At 38.3% G+C, this 19,168-nt stretch carries 15 protein-coding genes and 1 tRNA gene; 4 read left to right on the top strand and 12 right to left on the bottom strand.

Annotation, left to right across the window (positions count from 1 at the left end; translation table 11 throughout):
- Window positions 1–301: 301 nt before the first annotated feature.
- Window positions 302–1,471 carry an acyl-CoA dehydrogenase gene (locus IPJ80_04790; protein MBK7912797.1) on the top strand — a complete coding sequence of 390 codons (1,170 nt, stop codon included), beginning with the start codon at window positions 302–304 and terminating at the stop codon, window positions 1,469–1,471.
- An 8-nt stretch (window positions 1,472–1,479) separates the two neighbouring features.
- Window positions 1,480–2,565 carry a site-2 protease family protein gene (locus IPJ80_04795; protein MBK7912798.1) on the top strand — a complete coding sequence of 362 codons (1,086 nt, stop codon included), beginning with the start codon at window positions 1,480–1,482 and terminating at the stop codon, window positions 2,563–2,565.
- A 96-nt stretch (window positions 2,566–2,661) separates the two neighbouring features.
- On the opposite strand, the gene IPJ80_04800 is transcribed toward IPJ80_04795, so the two are convergent.
- The 10 genes from IPJ80_04800 to uvrB form a co-directional block, all read right to left on the bottom strand.
- A complete protein-coding gene (locus IPJ80_04800; protein ID MBK7912799.1) occupies window positions 2,662–5,103 on the bottom strand; it encodes a phenylalanine--tRNA ligase subunit beta in 2,442 nt (813 codons plus the stop codon).
- A 179-nt stretch (window positions 5,104–5,282) separates the two neighbouring features.
- Window positions 5,283–6,596, bottom strand: a complete 1,314-nt coding sequence (gene murA, locus IPJ80_04805; protein MBK7912800.1) for a UDP-N-acetylglucosamine 1-carboxyvinyltransferase — start codon at window positions 6,594–6,596, stop codon at window positions 5,283–5,285.
- A 111-nt stretch (window positions 6,597–6,707) separates the two neighbouring features.
- Window positions 6,708–7,322, bottom strand: coding sequence for a CoA pyrophosphatase (locus IPJ80_04810; GenBank protein MBK7912801.1), 615 nt, complete (start codon window positions 7,320–7,322; stop codon window positions 6,708–6,710).
- A 63-nt stretch (window positions 7,323–7,385) separates the two neighbouring features.
- Window positions 7,386–8,174, bottom strand: coding sequence for a uroporphyrinogen-III synthase (locus IPJ80_04815; protein ID MBK7912802.1), 789 nt, complete (start codon window positions 8,172–8,174; stop codon window positions 7,386–7,388).
- A gap of 12 nt (window positions 8,175–8,186) precedes the next feature.
- Entirely contained in the window at window positions 8,187–9,110 is a 924-nt protein-coding gene (locus IPJ80_04820) for a DUF4271 domain-containing protein (GenBank protein MBK7912803.1), read from the bottom strand.
- A complete protein-coding gene (locus tag IPJ80_04825; protein ID MBK7912804.1) occupies window positions 9,101–9,790 on the bottom strand; it encodes a response regulator transcription factor in 690 nt (229 codons plus the stop codon). The genes IPJ80_04820 and IPJ80_04825 overlap by 10 nt, the downstream gene beginning before the upstream one ends.
- Entirely contained in the window at window positions 9,787–11,058 is a 1,272-nt protein-coding gene (locus IPJ80_04830) for a HAMP domain-containing histidine kinase (protein MBK7912805.1), read from the bottom strand. Before IPJ80_04830 ends, IPJ80_04825 begins: the two co-directional genes overlap by 4 nt.
- A 54-nt stretch (window positions 11,059–11,112) precedes the next feature.
- A complete protein-coding gene (locus tag IPJ80_04835) occupies window positions 11,113–12,972 on the bottom strand; it encodes an ABC-F family ATP-binding cassette domain-containing protein (GenBank protein ID MBK7912806.1) in 1,860 nt (619 codons plus the stop codon).
- A 501-nt stretch (window positions 12,973–13,473) separates the two neighbouring features.
- Complete coding sequence (locus IPJ80_04840; protein ID MBK7912807.1) at window positions 13,474–14,400, bottom strand: MBL fold metallo-hydrolase; 927 nt, start codon at window positions 14,398–14,400, stop codon at window positions 13,474–13,476.
- Window positions 14,401–14,402: 2 nt separating this feature from the next.
- Window positions 14,403–16,421, bottom strand: coding sequence for an excinuclease ABC subunit UvrB (gene uvrB / locus IPJ80_04845; GenBank protein ID MBK7912808.1), 2,019 nt, complete (start codon window positions 16,419–16,421; stop codon window positions 14,403–14,405).
- A 26-nt stretch (window positions 16,422–16,447) separates the two neighbouring features.
- Between uvrB and IPJ80_04850 the strand changes: the two genes are divergently transcribed.
- A complete protein-coding gene (locus IPJ80_04850) occupies window positions 16,448–17,227 on the top strand; it encodes an alpha/beta fold hydrolase (GenBank protein MBK7912809.1) in 780 nt (259 codons plus the stop codon).
- A gap of 12 nt (window positions 17,228–17,239) precedes the next feature.
- The gene (gene rsmA, locus IPJ80_04855; protein MBK7912810.1) at window positions 17,240–18,001 is read left to right on the top strand and encodes a ribosomal RNA small subunit methyltransferase A; all 762 of its coding nucleotides are present in this window, start codon (window positions 17,240–17,242) and stop codon (window positions 17,999–18,001) included.
- Window positions 18,002–18,034: 33 nt separating this feature from the next.
- Here the strand turns inward: rsmA and IPJ80_04860 are convergent.
- Together IPJ80_04860 and IPJ80_04865 are read right to left on the bottom strand one after the other, a co-directional pair.
- Window positions 18,035–18,108, bottom strand: a tRNA-Pro gene (locus IPJ80_04860).
- A gap of 300 nt (window positions 18,109–18,408) precedes the next feature.
- The gene (locus IPJ80_04865) at window positions 18,409–18,990 is read right to left on the bottom strand and encodes a sigma-70 family RNA polymerase sigma factor (protein ID MBK7912811.1); all 582 of its coding nucleotides are present in this window, start codon (window positions 18,988–18,990) and stop codon (window positions 18,409–18,411) included.
- Window positions 18,991–19,168: the final 178 nt, after the last annotated feature.

A 19,168-nucleotide genomic window follows, 5' to 3' on the forward strand; every position in this document is an offset into this window, starting at 1 on the left:
TGTAGCAATCGATCAAATTTTTTTTTGAATTTTATTTTTAACAGGTGGGAATTAAATTTGAAAACCAGGAGCATAAATCCTTTTAAATTAACTATTAAAGATTAATATTTTATTGGCTTGAAAATTTCATAGGTAACAATTGCAAATTTGCATTTATCCAGATTGTAAATTAAAAGGAGTATCCAACTAGAATTATACTTAATTGCATTTATCTTCTTCATGCAATAAGTCGGTCTTTCTAATTAATCCAATTTTTCACCCGCCTCCCCGCCTTTTAGTATCTTCGCAAAAATTTTAATCCATGTATTTTACATTGACCGAAGAACAGATAGCTGTACGGGATGCAGCAAGGGATTTTGCCCGCAGGGAGCTGTTACCGGGCGTTATTGAGCGGGACGCCAAAATGCAATTTCCCAAAGAGCAGGTCCAGAAAATGGCCGAAATGGGCTTTTTGGGCATGATGGTCTCTCCGGAATATGGCGGCGGCGGCATGGATACCATCTCCTATGTCCTTGCCATGGAAGAAATCAGTAAAATCGATAATTCCTGTTCGGTGATCATGTCTGTAAACAACAGCCTGGTTTGTTGGGGACTCGAAAAAATGGGAACCGAAGAACAAAAACAAAAATACCTGCCCCGCCTGACCAGTGGCGAATGGATTGGTTCGTTCTGTTTGTCAGAACCGGAAGCCGGCAGCGATGCCACCAGTCAAAAAACTATTGCCGAAGATAAAGGAGATCATTACCTGCTCAATGGTACTAAAAACTGGATCACCAATGGGGGCAGTTCCAGCTTACACCTGGTAATGGCCCAGGCCAATCCGGAAGCCGGTAGCCGGGGCATATGTACGTTTATCGTTGAAGCCGGCTGGAAAGGAGTCAGTATTGGTGCCAAAGAAGATAAATTGGGCATCCGTTCTTCCGATACCCACAGCATTATGTACAACGACGTCATCGTGCCAAAAGAAAATTTACTGGGACCTCCGGGAGACGGATTCAAATTTGCCATGAAAACCTTGACCGGTGGGCGAATCGGGATTGCCTCCCAGGCCTTGGGAATCGCTTCCGGTGCCTACGAATTATCTCTAAACTACAGTAAAGAACGAAAAACCTTTGGCAAGCCCATTTCAAGCCACCAGGCCATTGCTTTTAAACTGGCAGATATGGCTACTGAAGTGGAGGCGGCTCGTTTGATGGTTCTAAGAGCTGCCTGGATGAAAGATATGGGTCTTGATTTTGGAACGGCTGCTGCCATGGCAAAATTATTTGCCTCTGATGTGGCCATGCGCCATTCAGTCGAGGCCGTTCAAATCCACGGTGGGTATGGCTATGTAAAAGAATATCATGTTGAGCGTCTGATGCGGGATGCTAAAATTACTCAGATCTACGAAGGAACTTCTGAGGTACAACGCATTGTTATATCAAGAGCCATCCTTCAGGGTCAATTGTACCAACCCATGTGGATTGAATAAATAAAACTATGTTTGAACAAGCCTGGCATGTCGGGACTTTTGCCAAAATACCGGTAAAAATTCATTGGACATTTCTTCTTATTTTGGTTTATGTTGCATCGACTTCTTTTTCACAAGGGGCAGGTTTTGATGCTATTTTTATTGAAATTTGTTTTGTACTGGCCATGTTTTTTTGTGTGGTCCTACACGAATTCGGCCATGCCCTGACCGCACAGCGATATGGCATCCGAACAGAAGACATCATCTTATTGCCCATTGGTGGAGTTGCACGCTTGCGCAACATGCCCGAAAAACCGATTCAGGAATTGATCATTGCGGTCATGGGTCCCATGGTCAATATTATCATTGCTGTACTTGTTTTTATCAGTCTGCTCAGTCTTTATGGATTTCCATATTTTAGTATGGACAATTTTCAAAATCTCGATTTTTCAAACTGGAAAGGCTTCCTTCCCTTGTTGATGATTTCCAATATCATGTTAGTGGTATTTAATATGATTCCTGCTTTTCCAATGGACGGTGGCAGGGTGTTACGTGCTTTGTTAGCAATGGGATTTGGCAGATTGAAAGCGACACGCATTGCATCGATTGTCGGACAAATTATTTGCGTGTTTTTGATCATCATTGGCTTGTATTATGAAGCATATACCCTTGCGATCATCGGAGTATTTATTTTTTTAAATGCCACCCAGGAATATAAAAGTGTAGCACTTGATTCGGCTTTAAAAAATAAAACCATTCAGGATTGTTATCGCAAAGACTTTCACAGTTTCACAGATTATACAACGGTCAGGGATGCATATGAATTTATAATGCATCAAACCAATCGTCATTTTATGGTGATCAATTTGTATGGTCAATACTGTGGTACGGTCTCAGCAAAAGCCATCAAAGCAGCTTATAAACTCAATCCGGAAACCCGCATTTCAGAAATTTATCAACCCAAATTATTAAGTCTTGCAGCGAGTACTTCAGTGGCTCATGCCTTGTTTGCATTGCGCGGCCAAACCAATTTAATTTTAGTCACCGAAGCCGATGCTGTAATCGGTGTTTTAGATCAGGAAAGCGTTCAACAGCTGCTTGATATGGAGGGATAGAAAAGGAGTCAAAATCTTTATGCTTGTATCAACTGCATTTCTTTGCGCAACTGCGAGAAAGTAATTTCAATGAGGCTTTAATTTATAATTGTAATACTATTGCCTAACAATAGCGTTTACTTCTTTTTTATAAATCTGAATGAGTTCGTTCATAAATGTTTCCATTTCTTCGCTGCTCATTTGACGGTCATGATTTTCAAAAGTAAAACTCAAGGCATAGGATTTTTTGCCTGTGCCAATGTGTTCTGCATTTTCATAAATATCAAATAGTTGAACGGATTTTAATAAATTTTTAGAATGTCTGATTGCAATATCTTTCAACTCATTGTAGGTTACTGCTTGATCAATAATTAATGCCAGGTCTCTTTTAATAGGCAAAAATTTACTAAAATCTGCAAACACTGTTGGTTTGTTTAATATCATGGAAGCTAAACCGTCTAAATCAATTTCTGCAAACCATACTTCTTTTTTCAAGTCAAAAATTCCCAAAACTTTTGATTGCAATTTTCCAAATTGGATGATTTCCCTGGAATCAGATTTAAATTCCAGACCCCATTCAAATACATTCTTATTTTCAAAACTTGTAAAAGCAGGAATTGTAAGTTGCAATTGCTTTAAAATACTTTCAACAATAGCTTTAATCTGATAAAAATTTTGCGCGGCAGGTTTAGGATCGGACCAATTTGCAACTTGTTGCAAACCACATAACCAGATTCCCAATTTTGATTTTTCCTGAATCTGGTCTCCATTCCGGATATAGGATTTAGCCATTTCATAAAATGCTAAATCCGTTTGTTGCCGGTTGCTATTGTATTGTATGGCTTCCAGTCCACCAAAACAAATACTTGGTTTCATGGCATTCAAATGAATATTGGAAGTATTGTGTATGATCACCAGATCTTCTTCCCGATATAAACCAGATTGTATGCAAATCCCTGAACGCATCAAGGATAAACTCATAATCTCCTGTAAATTATTTGCACTCAGAAAACTGGCAATTTCTTTTCGGATCGGATACAAGGATCCTTTGGATTTTGGAAAAGAAACTTGCATTTTTTCCGGAATTGGAATATGCTCAAACCCATATACACGGCAAACTTCTTCTACCACATCCGGCATTCGTAAGACATCGGGTTTATTTGTTGGAACAAAAACATGGAGGAATCCATTCTGTAAATCTTCAATCTCCATTTCCAATGCAAACAAAACTTGCTTTAATTTTTCCAAATCCAATTCCATTCCAGATAATTGGATGGCTTGATTTACATTTAATTTTATTTTAGCTGGTGTAATGGGTACAGGATATAAATCGATCAAAGCCGAGCTAATTTGCGCATCACAGGTTTTTTGCAAAAGATAAATTGCACGCTGCAATGCAAAAATCGTTAGGTTTGGATCAGAGCCTTTTTCAAAACAACGGGCAGATTGGGTTCTCAAATTATGTGACATGCTGGACTTTCGTACCGCGCTGGCATTGAAATGAGCAGATTCCAAAAAAATGGTTTTTGTTGAATTACTAATTCCTGAATTCATCCCTCCAAAAACACCGGCCATACACAATCCTTGTTTGCTGCTATCACAAATCATCAGATCATCGGAACGCAGACTGCGTTCAACTCCATCCAAAGTCACAAATTTGGTATCTGCTTCGAGGGTATCTACCAATATGCGGTGCTCTTTTATCCTATCGTAATCAAATGCATGTAAAGGTTGACCCAATTCATACAATATATAATTAGTCACATCTACAACATTGTTTATAGGATTTAAATCCATGCTGCGAATGGAGGACTTCAGCCATTCCGGCGATTCCTTCACTTCAATTCCGGATATACAAATTCCACTATACCGAGGACATAAAGCCAGATTTAAAACTTGCACCTGCATATCCAGTTGGGTTGCTGGATTGGTTATTGATGCTAGCTCAATATCCAGAAGTTGTTTTGAAGGATCTTTATGAACCCGGTACCAGGCTAATAAATCTTTAGCGACCCCTAAATGACTCATGGCATCTGCCCGGTTGGGGGTCAATCCTATTTCAAAATATACATCTGTTTTTAATTTTAAATAGGCTGCTGCTGGTGTGCCCGGAACCGCATCCTCATCTAAAACCAACAAACCCTCGTGGTTATCGCTCAATCCAAGTTCGTCTTCAGCACAAAGCATCCCTTCGGATACTTCTCCCCTGATTTTACCTGCTTTGATTACAAAGGAATCTCCATTTTTAGGGTACATGGTAGCCCCAATCTGAGCAAGTAACACTTTCTGACCTGCTGCAACATTTGGTGCTCCACAAACCACTTGCAATGGGATCCCATTACCAGGATTCACTTTGGTTAAATGCAATCGATCTGCATTTGGGTGTTTCCAGCACTCTAATATTTCCGCAACTACAATATCTTTTAAACCCCCTTTGAGCGCTTCTACTGTTTCGACGCTTTCCACCTCCAACCCCAAAGAGGTCAGTATAGAAGCCAATTCATCCACGCTTTCTGAAATATCAATGTATTGCCTTAACCAATTTAATGAAATACGCATAAATTCATGAGAATGAGGGGCAAAATTAATCCAGATTTTTGGTTAATGCTATTAGAGATTGGAGGAGATAGAAATGGGTGGGTAAGTGGGGAAGCTGTTAGGCTGTTGGGCTGTTGGGCTGTTGGGCTGTTAGGCTGTTAGGCTGTTAGGCTAAATTAAAGAATGGACAAATACCATATCTACAATCTGACAATCGACGCTCCTACGGCATTCAAGCGCTCATCAATGCGTTCGTAGCCACGGTCAATTTGATGTATGGAACGGATCGTGCTTTTTCCATTTGCAGATAATGCAGCGATGAGAAGCGCAACCCCTGCACGGATATCGGGAGAGGTCATGTCAATGCCTCGCAAGCTAAATTTTCTATTCAGTCCGATGACGGTGGCCCTGTGTGGATCGCATAAAATAATTTGGGCTCCCATATCAATGAGTTTATCCACAAAAAATAAACGGGACTCAAACATTTTTTGATGAATCAGTACGCTGCCTTTTGCCTGAATTGCCATGACCAAAAGGGCACTCATTAAATCCGGAGAAAATCCCGGCCAGGGTGCATCGTAAATGGTCATAATGGAACCATCCATAAAACTCTGTATGGTATATTCTTCTTGTTCAGGAATCAGAATATCGTCTTGTTCGAATACCATTCGAACACCCATACGCTCAAATACAAAAGGTATAATTCCTAAATATTCAATCCCTGCATTGGTAATGCGCAATTCTGATTGAGTCATTGCTGCCAGGCTGATAAAGCTGCCAATTTCAATCATATCCGGCAATAAGGTATGTTCGGTGCCCTTAAGTTTTTCTACCCCATCAATAACCAATAAATTTGAACCCAATCCGCTGATTTTGGCTCCCATGCGGATTAACATGTGACATAATTGCTGAATGTAGGGTTCGCAGGCAGCATTGTAAATGGTGGTCGTGCCTTTTGCAAGGGTTGCAGCCATCAGGACATTGGCTGTTCCCGTTACAGAGATTTCATCCATCAGGATGTAGGCTCCCTTTAACTGATCTGCGGTAATCCGGTATTCAGATTTTAAATCATCAAATTGAAAATCAGCATTGAGCTTTTGCAATCCTAAAAAATGGGTGTCCAATCGTCTCCGACCGATCTTATCTCCACCTGGTTTAGGCAATACAGCCCGCTTGAAACGAGCCAATAAGGGCGCCAACAGCATGACAGAGCCCCTGATTTTCCTGGCATTGTTTTGAAATTCGGGTGTGCCGAAATAATCGAGATCTACGGTGCTTGCTTCAAAGGTATAACTGTGGGCATCGTGCTTTATTACCTTCACTCCCAGTCCGGCAATTAATTCAATCAAATGACGAATATCAAGAATATCCGGAAGATTATTAATTCGTACGGCTTGGTCCGTTAAAAGCGTAGCACATAAAATTTGAAGGGCTTCGTTTTTCGCACCCTGTGGTTGCAAACTACCTTTTAATTTCTTACCACCTATTACTTCAAAACAATCATTTCCTGGCATAAAATAAAATTCAGCTCCAAATGTAAGTATTGTCTAACAATTAACTTGCCGGCTCATGGAAGCCAAGGAATTTTGATCCAATCGCTTGTGAAACTTTTTGAAAGAATGGCCTTAAATCAATAAATCGGTAAATTCTTCTAATATCATTCCGGTTGCTCCCCAAATGACCAATTCGTTGATTTGAATGGTTGGCACCGTCATGATAGGCCCTTGGCTTGTTTTAAGTTCCTGGTTTTTTCGATTCTCGGCCAATTGCAATTGATCCAGTTCGATTTCATGAATACTTAAAATTTCTTGTTCTTGAATTTCAAATACGGGCAATCCTTCAAAATATGCAACGTAGGGATAGACCAGGAAATCACTTACCGGTATGTATAACGAACTCAAGGCTCCAATTTTGCGAATTCGATCTTTGGCAACTCCAATTTCCTCCACCGTTTCTCGTAAAGCAGTATCCCAGGTATCCTGATCTGTAGGGTCTACTCGCCCGCCTGGTAGCGCTATTTGCCCTTTGTGCTTATCCTGAGGATGGTTGGACTGGCGGGTTATTAGTGGAAAGTAGAACTTTTGATTTTTTTGGTATAGCAGGATCAATACAGCTGCCTGCTGAGCATTTGTCGGAATCTTATAGTCCAGGCGGGATGCGAAAGGTGCCAGCCTTTGGTGCGCTGCCTTACCTGGAAGTCCGGACAGGATATTATTTGAAATTTTATGAATTCGATCCATGAATAAAACAAGAACCCGGCAAAATGCTACCAGGTTTAAATAAAAGACAGTTGTTGAAAATTATTATTTATTGCTGAGCTTTAAATACTCTTCCAAAGCCATGGTCATGGAAGGCGTTTCGACAGTAGGGGCTTGAATATCAAGTATCAATCCGGCATCAACGACTGCTTTAGCTGCAGCATTTCCAAAAGCGGCAATGCGGGTATCTCCTTGCACAAAATCAGCAAAATTGTCAAACAGGGATTTGATTTCTAATTGGCTAAAAAAAACAATGATATCGTATTTGATTTCTTTTAAATCTGAAAGATTTGCACTCACCGTATGATACATTGGGGATTCATGAAATTTTACTTTCAATGATTTTAAATAATTGGCAACTTCGGGATTGCCCGTTTCAGAACAGGGTATTAAAAAGGGTCCTGTTTCTTTATGTTTGTTGAAGTAGTTGGTTAATTCAGTAACCGATTTGGTCCCATTAAAAACTTTCCTTTTTCTAAAAATAATAAATTTTTGCAAGTAGTTTGCAATGGCTTCCGTTGCACAGAAATACTTATTCATTTCATTGATTTTGAAACGCATTTCTTCTGCAAGTCTGAAGTAATTTTCTATGGCACTCTTACTGGTGAAAATGACATTTGGGTATTCATCGTGCCGTATCCGTTGTCTCCTGAATTCTTTTTCAGTATAACCTTCCACTTGAATGAATGGACGCCAATCCACTGTGACATTAAACTTCGTTTCCAATTCGAAATAAGGAGATCGTTCTGGCTTAGGCTGAGATAATAAGATGGATTTAACCTTCTTATACCTATTTGTTTTTTTTGCAACGATGGCAGTCGGTTTGGTCGGCATTTCCTTCGGCATTCAAAACACGCCCTGCCTTTCCAGAAATTTGAACATTAAGACAAGGGGTGCAATTTCGAAGGTGCAAAGATACAATAAAAAATGAAAAATGTGCTCCCGCCAAATATTTGCCGAAAAGATAATCTCCCGCAATTGCCGGTACAGGTATAGGAAAGCAAACAGGCTGATAATGATATAGATAGACTTCTGGGCAATCGCCGGACTGACAAATGTAATCACAAAATCTGCCGGAATCAGAATAATGGCCATGATACAGGAGAAGATCACTATGCTAAATAAATACCGGTCCGCTTCCTTATAAACTCCATAAATCAAGCCCAATACTTTTAAACTGATATGGCGAATGCTGTAAATCGTTAAAATAAACAGGGTAATATATAGAATGTAGACAGGTTCTCTGAGTCCTTTAAAATGGATAATAGATAGATATAAAAACAGACTGATGCCAATAAAGTATAGTCCGTACAATAGATAATAAATTAAAAAATTCTCCTCTTTACTCTCCCGGTATAACAAACTCAGAAAATTGAGATTCAATAAGCTCCGATATAACTTAATCGTAACATTCCGGTTGATGTTTAATGCAATGGCTAAAAGAAAACTTAAAAACAAGAGTGCCCAAAAAAGCAAGGATTGTACATCCGTGGTATTGATTCTGCTGTTGTTTGGTTCCTGAATCCATTTAAAATATTGGATATCCTGCGCACCAGGGGAGCCTTTTATTTTTTGTGTTTGACCGGGTCTTAATTCAAACGGGTTAATTAAATTGCTTAAGGGTGTTGTATCTATAATTTCTGCAGGGATCTCAGAAGGACTCTTGCTTTTTATTAATTCAAATGGATTTTGGGACTGTCCGTAGATGGGTTGGACAGCCTGAATCAAGGTCAAACAAATTAGTACGCTTAAAATTCGGATCAGGGGCATATAAATTTAAATCCGATTCCGTGTATATTATCAATTTTAATGTCCAGGTCTTCACTTAAATATTTTCTCAATCTGGAAATAAATACATCCAAACTTCTTCCCATAAAATAGTCATCTTCACCCCACAAGGTTTCAAGAATTACTGAACGTTTAATGACTTTATTTTTATTTTTTAATAGAAAACTAAGCAATTCACTTTCGCGCTGGGTTAAAATTCTCGCATCCTCATTAAGGACCAATTGATATTCAAGCGGCATGTAAATATATTTGCCAACCTGAATTTCCTTTTCTTCAGAAGGCGCTTCAAATACTTTACTTCTTCTTAAAAAGATTTCTATTTTAAGGATGAGTTCCTCAATGCTAAATGGCTTTGTCAGATAATCATCCCCACCTAATCTAAGTCCATGGATGCGATCCTCTTTTAATGATTTTGCAGTTAAAAACAAGATAGGTACCTGATGGTCCTTTTTACGGATATTTTCTGCAATAGTAAACCCATCCATTTCTGGTAACATGACATCTAGAATGACCAGCTCGAATTTCTCATTTTTAAATTTTTCGAATGCAGCGGCTCCACTGGAACAATGCACAACTTCATAACCCTGAAGCTCCAGGTGGTCTTTGGTTATGAATGATAAGGTTTCGTCATCTTCTGCGTAAAGTAATCGCGCTTTTTTCATCGATAAGAATTTTTGAGCAATATACGTACAATTGTGCCTTTGTTGTATTCACTGTCTATACTAAGTTCAAAACCATGTTCGTCGCAGATCCTTTTCACATAATACAGCCCAATTCCAAAGCCTTTTACATTGTGAACATCTCCGGTTGAAACCCGGTAAAATTTTTGAAATAAATACGGAAGCTCGTCTTTTTGAATTCCAATCCCTTGATCTTCAATTTCTAATAAACAGCTTCCATTTTGGTCCACCGTACGCACCTTAATATGCGGTTGGTCCTTGCTGTATTTGACTGCATTATCCAATAAATTTGAAAATACATTCATCATATGAAAGCGATCCGCTTTTACTTTATGGTTCAGGGCTTTTAAATCATACTCCATAGTACCTCCGGTGTCCCGGATTCGCATTTGAAGTTGGTTGCAAATTTCTTTTAAATTTTCATGAATATCCATTTCTTCTTTACGCAAACTAAATGAAGATGACTCCATTTTCGCAATTTGCAATACCTTCTCTACCTGATCATTCAATCGTTGATTTTGATCTTTAATGATCTGGGCATACTGCAACAACCGTTTATCTTCTTCAATTAATGGATGATTTAATAATACATCGGCAGAAATTTTTATGGAAGATATGGGCGTTTTAAATTCATGCGTCATGTTGTTTACAAAATCCCGCATCAAATCAGAATATCTTTTTTGACGAAGAATAATAAAAATTGCTCCCGCCAATGTTAAACACGCTGCCAGAATCAATCCTGAAAAGAAAATAACATAGCCTAATTTTTGATATACAAAAGATTCTTTTTCAGGAAACCGAACTACAAAATAATTGGTGATATCCGTCTTGCTTGCTTTTTTCTTTTTGTTGGTAATTTTCTTTTTACCCGGAACATTACAACAGTCACTATAGATTAACTCATTCGTCGAACAATCATAAATACCATATTCGAATGGGATGTTGATTCCTTGTTTATCAAATTCTGTTTCCAGTAAAACAGCCAGTACCGATTGATCGACAGGTGTATTTACATTAACAAGATAAAAGTTACCCGATTCTCTAACAATCAGCCCTTTTTCTGTCAATTTGGCTTTATTGTATTTTGCAATCCCATTGGCTGCATTTCGCAATGCAATGCTTACCGACTGGTGAAAGCTAGCCTCTTCCTTATTAAAATTTTGTTTAATAAAATAAGCCTGCATTCCTAAAATGCCCAGAATGATCAACACACTCAGGATGATTATCGCTGTAATTTTACCAGATGTCAATGCGCTGTTTTATTAATCAATAACTAATTTATACCAGATTGGTTTAAAAATGAATCAAGCTCCCGCATCCACTAATTCCATCCAACGGGCCTCTTTTTGCCGAATGATCTCCTGAATTTCTGTCAACCGCTTGTTGACCTCAGCCATTTGATCAATTTGTAAGGTGCCATCAGAAAATTTGCCAACCAAAACATCCCGCTCTGTCAATAATTTTTCCAGCTCTTTTTCTATTTTAATTAACTCTTTTTTCTCTTGTTGGCCAGTCCGTCTATCTCGGCTTACAGGATCTTTTGGAATATCAGAATTCTTAATTGATTGCTCCTGTTCCTTAACTGCATCCTGCACGTTTCGATAGTTGGTATAATTTCCAGGAAAATCTTCAATCACCCCTTCATCCTTCAATACAAAAATATGCTGGACTATCTTATCCATAAAATATCGATCGTGACTGACTACCAATACACATCCCGGAAAATCTTGCAAGTATTCTTCCAATACGTTTAAAGTAATAATATCCAAATCATTGGTAGGCTCATCCAGTATTAAAAAATTAGGATTGGAAATGAGAATTGTCAATAAATACAATCTGCGTTTTTCACCTCCGCTCAATTGAGAAACAAAAACTTGTTGTTGCGGTCTTGGAAATAAAAATCGCTCAAGCAATGCCTCCGCAGATAGCTTATGTCCTTTCTTTAATGGAATATAATCAGCAATGTCCCGAATGACATCAATGACGCGTTTGTCTTCAATGATCTGCAATCCATCTTGTTGATAATATCCAAATTGAACGGTTTCTCCTAAAATTATTTTACCCTGATCCACTTTAGCAGTCCCGGTAAATAGTTTCAACAAACTCGTTTTACCGGAACCATTTGGACCAATAATTCCAATTCGATCGGTGGGTTTAAATTTATAACTGAAATTTTTTACAATCCATTTATGATCATAAGATTTGGAAATATTGTGCAACTCCAAAACTTTAGTACCTAATCGCGGTTGTTCAATTTCAAATTCAATAATTCCCGCTTCTTTAGGTCCAACCAATGATTCTTTCAGATCATAAAAACGATCTACACGTGCTTTATTTTTAGTTGTCCGGGCCTTGGGCATTCGTCTAACCCAATCCAACTCCTTACGCAATAATTTTTCAGTTTTATCCCGGTAGCTTTCTTCGTTTTGCATACGAATCGCCTTTTTTTCCAAGAAGGTCTCATAATCTCCTTGATACTTGTATAAAACTCCCCGATCCAGTTCATAAATCTGGTTGCAGACATTATTTAGAAAATAGCGATCATGCGTAACCATCAGCAAGGTAATCTGAGAACTTTCCAAATATTTTTCCAACCATTCGATCATTTCCAAATCCAGGTGATTGGTAGGTTCATCAAGAATTAAAAATTCAGGTTTTCCACATAAAATCCGAACCATGGCCAAACGCTTTTTTTGTCCGCCACTTAGATTTCTAACTTTAAAATTAAAATCCGGTAATTGAAATTTTCCAAACAATTCCCGCATGGTAGTATCCAATTCCCAGGCATGATGTTCATCCATTTGGGCCAATGCCTCTTCCATTTCCTTTTGATCGTGGGTATGTTGTGCATGATACAGGGCTTTCAGGGGAGCCATCCAGGCTTCATTGGCATTTAATATCGCATCTAATAAACTGTCATCCGGGCTAAAATCAGGGTCCTGACTCAAATACCCGATCCGAATGTCTTTATTGATATACATGCTTGCCAAATCACCATCCGGACTATCGATTCCGGCAATGATCCGAATCAAAGATGACTTTCCGCTGCCATTCCGGGCTACAATTGCTGCTTTGTCACCCTGACTGATCGCAATTGCCAGATCTTCAAATAAAGTCTTTTCACCAAATTTTTTAGTGATATGTTCAAAATTGAGATAATTCACGGCTGCAAAGAAAAGAAAATCCTCGTTAAGAAGATTGTTATGACTTATAAATAGGATAAATGATTGTCATTTGCTCTAAAAGAATTTAAAAATTAAAATGTAGCTTTTTCCTTCTATGTTTTCTTTATACCAATGTGCCTATATGGTTCAATCATAATTTTTTTTTGAAACACATAGGGACATAGGAACATAGATACATAGAATTGATTTCTTCTTGATTAACTATTGTTTCCTAAATCCCTATGTGCCTATGTGGTTCAATCATAATTTTTTTGAAACACTTAGGGACATAGGATCATAGATACATAGAATTGATTTCTTCTTGATTAACTATTGTTTCCTAAATCCCTATGTACCTATGTGGTTCAATCATAATTTTTTTGGAACACATAGGAACATAGAAACATAGAATTGATTTTATTTTTGATTAACCATTGTTTCCTAAATCTCTATGGTCCTGTATGGATCAATTCCAATCTTTTTTGGAAAACATCGGTATTTCTAATATCGCTCCCCCTGAATCCCGATTTTAAATCCTTCGTTTAAAACTTCTTTTTGGTAACGCTTTGACCAAATTAATGGATTGGTATGATTCATGTGAATGAAAACAATTTTGGATTTACACGCTTTTGATTCGTTGAGGAACAAATCCATAGTTTCTTTAACAGTAGGATGCGGGACCTCCTGAATATTCCGTGATTTTAATTCATCCATTGAATAAAAAGTAGCATCTAAAAAAGCAAGGTCCACATTTTTAACTTCGTCCACTATGTTGCGATTCCATAAATTCCATTTGTCAATATCCGGTATAAACAAATAGGATTTTCCTCCACTGTTTATTTTAAATCCTGCGGTCTCTGAAAACTCATCGCGATGCGGCACAGTAAATGCCGTAACTGATAAAGAAGCAGAAAGTACAATTTTTTGATCCGGATTAATCGCTTGTAATACAATGTTATTAAGTTTTACTAACTGACTCCACGGACCATTCTCTTTAATAAAATTGCAAAAGCGTTCCAAACCAAATACTGGAATTTCTTTTGAATTTTTTACTTCCCTTCCCAATTGCATCAATCCACTGTAATGACCGATGTGTGCATGCGTAATAAAAATGCCATCAGGCATGAGTGGGTATTGATTGTTCGTTAGTTGATTAAACAAATGAATCTGTTTTGAAATATCTGGAGTCGCTTCAAACAAATACCACTTTTTATTTTGTGGATCGATTACAGCCAGTGACACCCCCATGCGCGCTTTTTTGGAATCCTTCCAGGCAGGCTTACAGCAATTGGCTTCACATCCCATATGCGGATAGGATCCATCTTGAGCAATTCCTAATAAGAGAACGGTTGAACTATCTTGAGCGCTTAGGTTCCAATTAAAAGAGAACATAAAAAGAAGAAACCATAATTCACAAAACGACTTCATAGTTAAATTTCTTTCAATCGTTTTTTTAATGCATTCATTTCATCCCGGTGGGAGGCAGCCTGAATGAAATCAAGATCTTTAGCTGCTTGTTTCATTTTTAATTCTGTTTGTTGAATGAGTTTTTCCAATTGATCCCGATTCATATATGCAACCAATGGATCGGCTGCAATATTTGTTTCATCTTTTTCAAAATAAACTTTGGAATGTCCCCTCATATCCAGAATCGAACTCTTATGCATGATTTCTTCCCTCGTTTTACTGAGGGTTTGTGGAGTAATCTGGTGTTCTTCATTGTAAGCCATTTGGATAATGCGCCGACGATTGGTTTCATCAATAGTCCGCTGCATGGAATCGGTGATTTTATCTGCATAAAACAACACCAGTCCGTTGACGTTTCTTGCTGCACGTCCCGCAGTTTGTGTCAGGGATCTGTCATTTCTTAAAAATCCTTCTTTATCTGCATCCAATATTGCTACTAAAGAAACTTCAGGCAAATCCAATCCTTCCCGCAACAAATTAACTCCCACCAGTACATCAAATTCACCCAAACGCAAATCGCGCAAAATTTCTACACGTTCCATGGTATCAATTTCTGAGTGGATGTATTTACACAAAATATTCAATCCTTGAAAATATTTACTCAATTCCTCAGCCATTCGTTTTGTCAGTGTTGTTACCAACACACGTTCTGATTTTGCTTTTCGCTGTTGAATTTCATGCATTAAATCATCAATCTGATTAAAAGACGGACGGATTTCAATTGGAGGATCTAATAAACCGGTGGGTCGTACTACTTGTTCGACAAATACACCTTCTGTTTGTGTCAATTCATAATTCCCAGGCGTTGCACTGACGTAAATAACCTGATTGATTTGTTGTTCAAATTCATCAAAATTTAAAGGTCGGTTATCCAAAGCAGATGGAAGTCGAAATCCAAATTGCACCAGGTTTTGTTTCCGGGCCCGGTCGCCTCCCCACATTCCCCGTATTTGTGGGATTGTTACGTGGCTTTCGTCAACAATTAATAAATAATCATCCGGAAAATAATCCAACAAGCAAAAGGGTCGGGTACCTGGAACTCTGCCATCAAAAAAACGGGAGTAGTTTTCAATTCCACTGCAATAGCCTAATTCGCGAATCATTTCCAAATCAAATTGCGTTCGTTCTTCAATCCGCTTCGCTTCCAAATATTTTCGTTCAGATTCAAAATATATTTTTTGGGCTCGCAATTCATCTTCAATAGAATAAATGATGTTTTTCAAACGGTCCTTAGGTGCTACATATAAATTTGCTGGAAAAATGGCAGCATGATCCATGCTCGTGACCCGTTTGCCGCTGCTTAATTCAATTTGATCAATGTTTTCAATTTCATCTCCAAAAAAATGAATGCGGTAGCCATAATCCGCATAGGGTAAATGAATATCCACCGTATCGCCTTTGACCCTGAATTCTCCCCGGTTTAATTGGGTTTCTGTACGGCTGTATAAACTATCTACCAGTTTGTATAAAAATGCATTGCGGGGATAAACTTGTCCTTTTTGAATCCGGATAATTCCAGTTTTATAATCCTCCGGATTACCCATACCAAAAATACAGGAAACGGTTGCCACAATAATGATATCTCTGCGGCCGGAAAGCAAGGAGGAAGTTGCTTTTAAACGCAATTTGTCGACCTCTTCATTGATCATTAGATCCTTTTCAATAAAGGTATCGGTTACAGACAGGTAGGCTTCCGGTTGGTAATAATCGTAATAGGAAACAAAATACTCCACAGCATTATCCGGAAAAAATTCTTTGAATTCTCCGTACAATTGTGCGGTCAAGGTTTTATTGTGCGTCATCACCAAGGTTGGTTTATTGACCTGGGCGATTACATTGGCAACGGTGAAGGTTTTACCCGATCCGGTTACCCCCAATAAAACCTGTTGACGCTCCTGCTTGTTAATCCCATCAACCAATTGTTCGATGGCCTGTGGTTGATCACCGGTAGGTTTGTAAACAGATTCTAGTTTAAACGTCATAACAAAACGGTAAAAATAAGCCCCGATTGGAACAAGCTGAAATTATAAATTTACATTACAAGAAAACAGGCCAGGGACCGGCTTTGATCATATTGCATGGATTATTTGGAAGTCTGGACAACTGGCAAAGTTTAGCGCGTTTATTAAGTTCAGATTATACAGTTTACTGTCTGGATCTCCGAAATCATGGAAAATCCGCACATACCGATGCGTTTTCTTTCGAACTTATGGCAATGGATGTCTTTAAGTTTATTGAATTACATCAATTGCACCAGCCCGATTTAATTGGTCATAGTATGGGCGGTAAGGTTGTTTTAAAAATGTTGAGTATGCAAGCTCAAAAACTTGGGCGAGCGATGATTCTGGATATTTCCCCTAAAAGCTATAGCCCCGGACATGATGAGATATTTAGAGCACTGTTTAAATTAAAACTTGAGGAACTGCAACGGCGTGATGAAGCCGATTTGATATTGCAAACTGAGATTCATGATTTGGTAGTAAGGCAATTCTTATTAAAAAATTTAGACAGAAAGACAGACGGAGGATTTCGATGGAAGTTTAATTTAAAAAGCCTTTTTCAAAATTACCCACATATTTTAGAAGAAATTAAATTTAGTCAGATTATAAACAACGAAGTTTGTTTTGTAAAAGGGGAATACTCCAATTACATAGATGTAGCTGAATTGAATGAACTAAAAAAAACTTTCATACATGGGCAACTTATAGAAATTAAAGCTGCCGGACATTGGATTCATGCAGATCAGCCTTTAAAATTATTGGAAGCCATTAAAACATTTTTCATTTAAAAATCCACTCATTTGTTTGCAAAAAAATCATTTGGCCAACATTTTCTACACAACAAGCATGTGTTAGAGAAAATTGCTGCATTAGTACAAGCACAAGCAGGAGATTATTTAATAGAAATTGGACCCGGAAAAGGTGCTTTAACCCAATATCTTAAAAATTTAAAACCAAACTTTATTGCCGTTGAAGCAGATCGGGATATGCAGGATTATTTATTGGAACATTCAATTTTAAGTTCAGAACAACTAATAAAACAAGATATTCTAAAACTTGATATTAATGAAGTGTTTGAGGCGCATTCGTTTGTATTGTGCGGCAATTTTCCCTACAACATCTCCTCTCAGATCATCATTAAAACCCTGGAAAATGCCGATCGGATCCCCTGTATGATTGGAATGTTTCAAAAAGAAATGGCTATGAGAATAATTTCCCCACCCGGTTCGAAAGAGTATGGTGGATTGAGTGTAATTACGCAATTGTTATACCATACCAAAAAGTGTTTTGACATTTCTCCAAGCTCCTTTACCCCTCCGCCAAAAGTTATTTCCAGTGTCTTGCAATTAACTCGCAGATCAGATGCCATTTCAAGCATGACTTACCATGCAGTGCAAAAATTGGTAAGACAATCCTTTCAATTTCGGAGGAAAACCTTAAGGAATAATTTAAAATCCTATGTTCAAAATCAGGATATGCTACAAGATCCATTTTTTGACAGGCGGCCGGAAGAACTGGCACCCGAAGAGTACATTCAACTTTTGAAGACTCTTGAATTGTAATTAGTTATTATTTAACCCAAAACAGAAGTTCAGTCGGGATGACTGGATTCGAACCAGCGGCCTCTTCGTCCCGAACGAAGCGCGCTACCAGGCTGCGCTACATCCCGAATTTCAACCAGGTATTTGAGTATGAAATAGAAAACCTGTTTAAAACTATTAATGAACCCATAAAACAGTTCAAAACGAAAAATACCTATTCAAAGATAAAAAAGGGAACCGGAAAGCAAAAAAAACAGAAAGGTCGCATCAAGGCGATGCGACCTTTCTAATCCCTGTGGGAATAAAATCCCGACTTTAACGAAGCTTAAAAACTCTCACTTATTATTTAAAACGCAGCGATTGGCTGCTTGGTTTCACAATCCTGTTAAGATTTTGCTAAAAATGATCGTTGGTGATGAGGATGGGAGCTATTGAAGCACCATGGCCTGCTCTTCCATCATTTTCCGTATATTAATTAGGGCGTAACGCATTCTGCCCAAGGCGGTATTTATGCTTACACGGGTTAACTGGCTGATTTCCTTAAAACTCATGTCGGCATAATGTCTCAAAACCACTACTTCCCGTTGTTCGTCGGGCAGTTGATCTACTAAACTGCGAATTCGGTTGTGGGTCTCCGAGCGAATCATCTGATCTTCCCGGTTTTCATCCGGCAATTCCAAAACATCAAAAATGTCAAAATCATCGCCCCCGGTCACTTTAGTCCGCCTTTTATTGCGTCTGAATTGATCCACACACATATTGTATGCAATCCGGATAGCCCATTGGCCAAATTTCCCTTCATGGTTATAACTCCCTTTCCGAAGGGTGTCAATGATTTTAATAAACACATCCTGAAAAAGGTCTTCAGCCAATTCCCGGTCCTTAACGAACAGGTAGATAGACGTATAGATCTTTTGCTGGTGGCGTTTCAATAATTCAGAAAAAGCTGACTCGTCGCCCTGAAGATACAGATCAATTAAGGCTTGATCTGAAAGATTAATTACTTGCATACCCTTATTTTTAAGATGAATAAAGTGTAGAAGTTTTAATCTATAGGCTTTTTTTTTGTGAGCTGTTAATTACGTGATAAAGATACAATAACCCCTGTAGCTGCTGCATGCTTCCGTTCGTTTTAACGAAATTTTAACCGGCTACATTGATTACCTGATACAAACATATCAAAAAAAA

This window comes from Saprospiraceae bacterium (assembly GCA_016714025.1).
Lineage (GTDB): Bacteria > Bacteroidota > Bacteroidia > Chitinophagales > Saprospiraceae > Vicinibacter.

What these genes read in the sequence shown, in the direction of transcription:
- IPJ80_04815 (MBK7912802.1), bottom strand. Translation starts at nt 8,174, where the DNA reads ATGCCGACCAAACCGACTGCCATCGTTGCAAAAAAAACAAATAGGTAT.
- IPJ80_04795 (MBK7912798.1), top strand. Translation starts at nt 1,480, where the DNA reads ATGTTTGAACAAGCCTGGCATGTCGGGACTTTTGCCAAAATACCGGTA.
- murA (MBK7912800.1), bottom strand. Translation starts at nt 6,596, where the DNA reads ATGCCAGGAAATGATTGTTTTGAAGTAATAGGTGGTAAGAAATTAAAA.
- IPJ80_04810 (MBK7912801.1), bottom strand. Translation starts at nt 7,322, where the DNA reads ATGGATCGAATTCATAAAATTTCAAATAATATCCTGTCCGGACTTCCA.
- IPJ80_04800 (MBK7912799.1), bottom strand. Translation starts at nt 5,103, where the DNA reads ATGCGTATTTCATTAAATTGGTTAAGGCAATACATTGATATTTCAGAA.
- IPJ80_04790 (MBK7912797.1), top strand. Translation starts at nt 302, where the DNA reads ATGTATTTTACATTGACCGAAGAACAGATAGCTGTACGGGATGCAGCA.
- IPJ80_04825 (MBK7912804.1), bottom strand. Translation starts at nt 9,790, where the DNA reads ATGAAAAAAGCGCGATTACTTTACGCAGAAGATGACGAAACCTTATCA.
- IPJ80_04865 (MBK7912811.1), bottom strand. Translation starts at nt 18,990, where the DNA reads ATGCAAGTAATTAATCTTTCAGATCAAGCCTTAATTGATCTGTATCTT.
- uvrB (MBK7912808.1), bottom strand. Translation starts at nt 16,421, where the DNA reads ATGACGTTTAAACTAGAATCTGTTTACAAACCTACCGGTGATCAACCA.
- IPJ80_04840 (MBK7912807.1), bottom strand. Translation starts at nt 14,400, where the DNA reads ATGAAGTCGTTTTGTGAATTATGGTTTCTTCTTTTTATGTTCTCTTTT.
- IPJ80_04820 (MBK7912803.1), bottom strand. Translation starts at nt 9,110, where the DNA reads ATGCCCCTGATCCGAATTTTAAGCGTACTAATTTGTTTGACCTTGATT.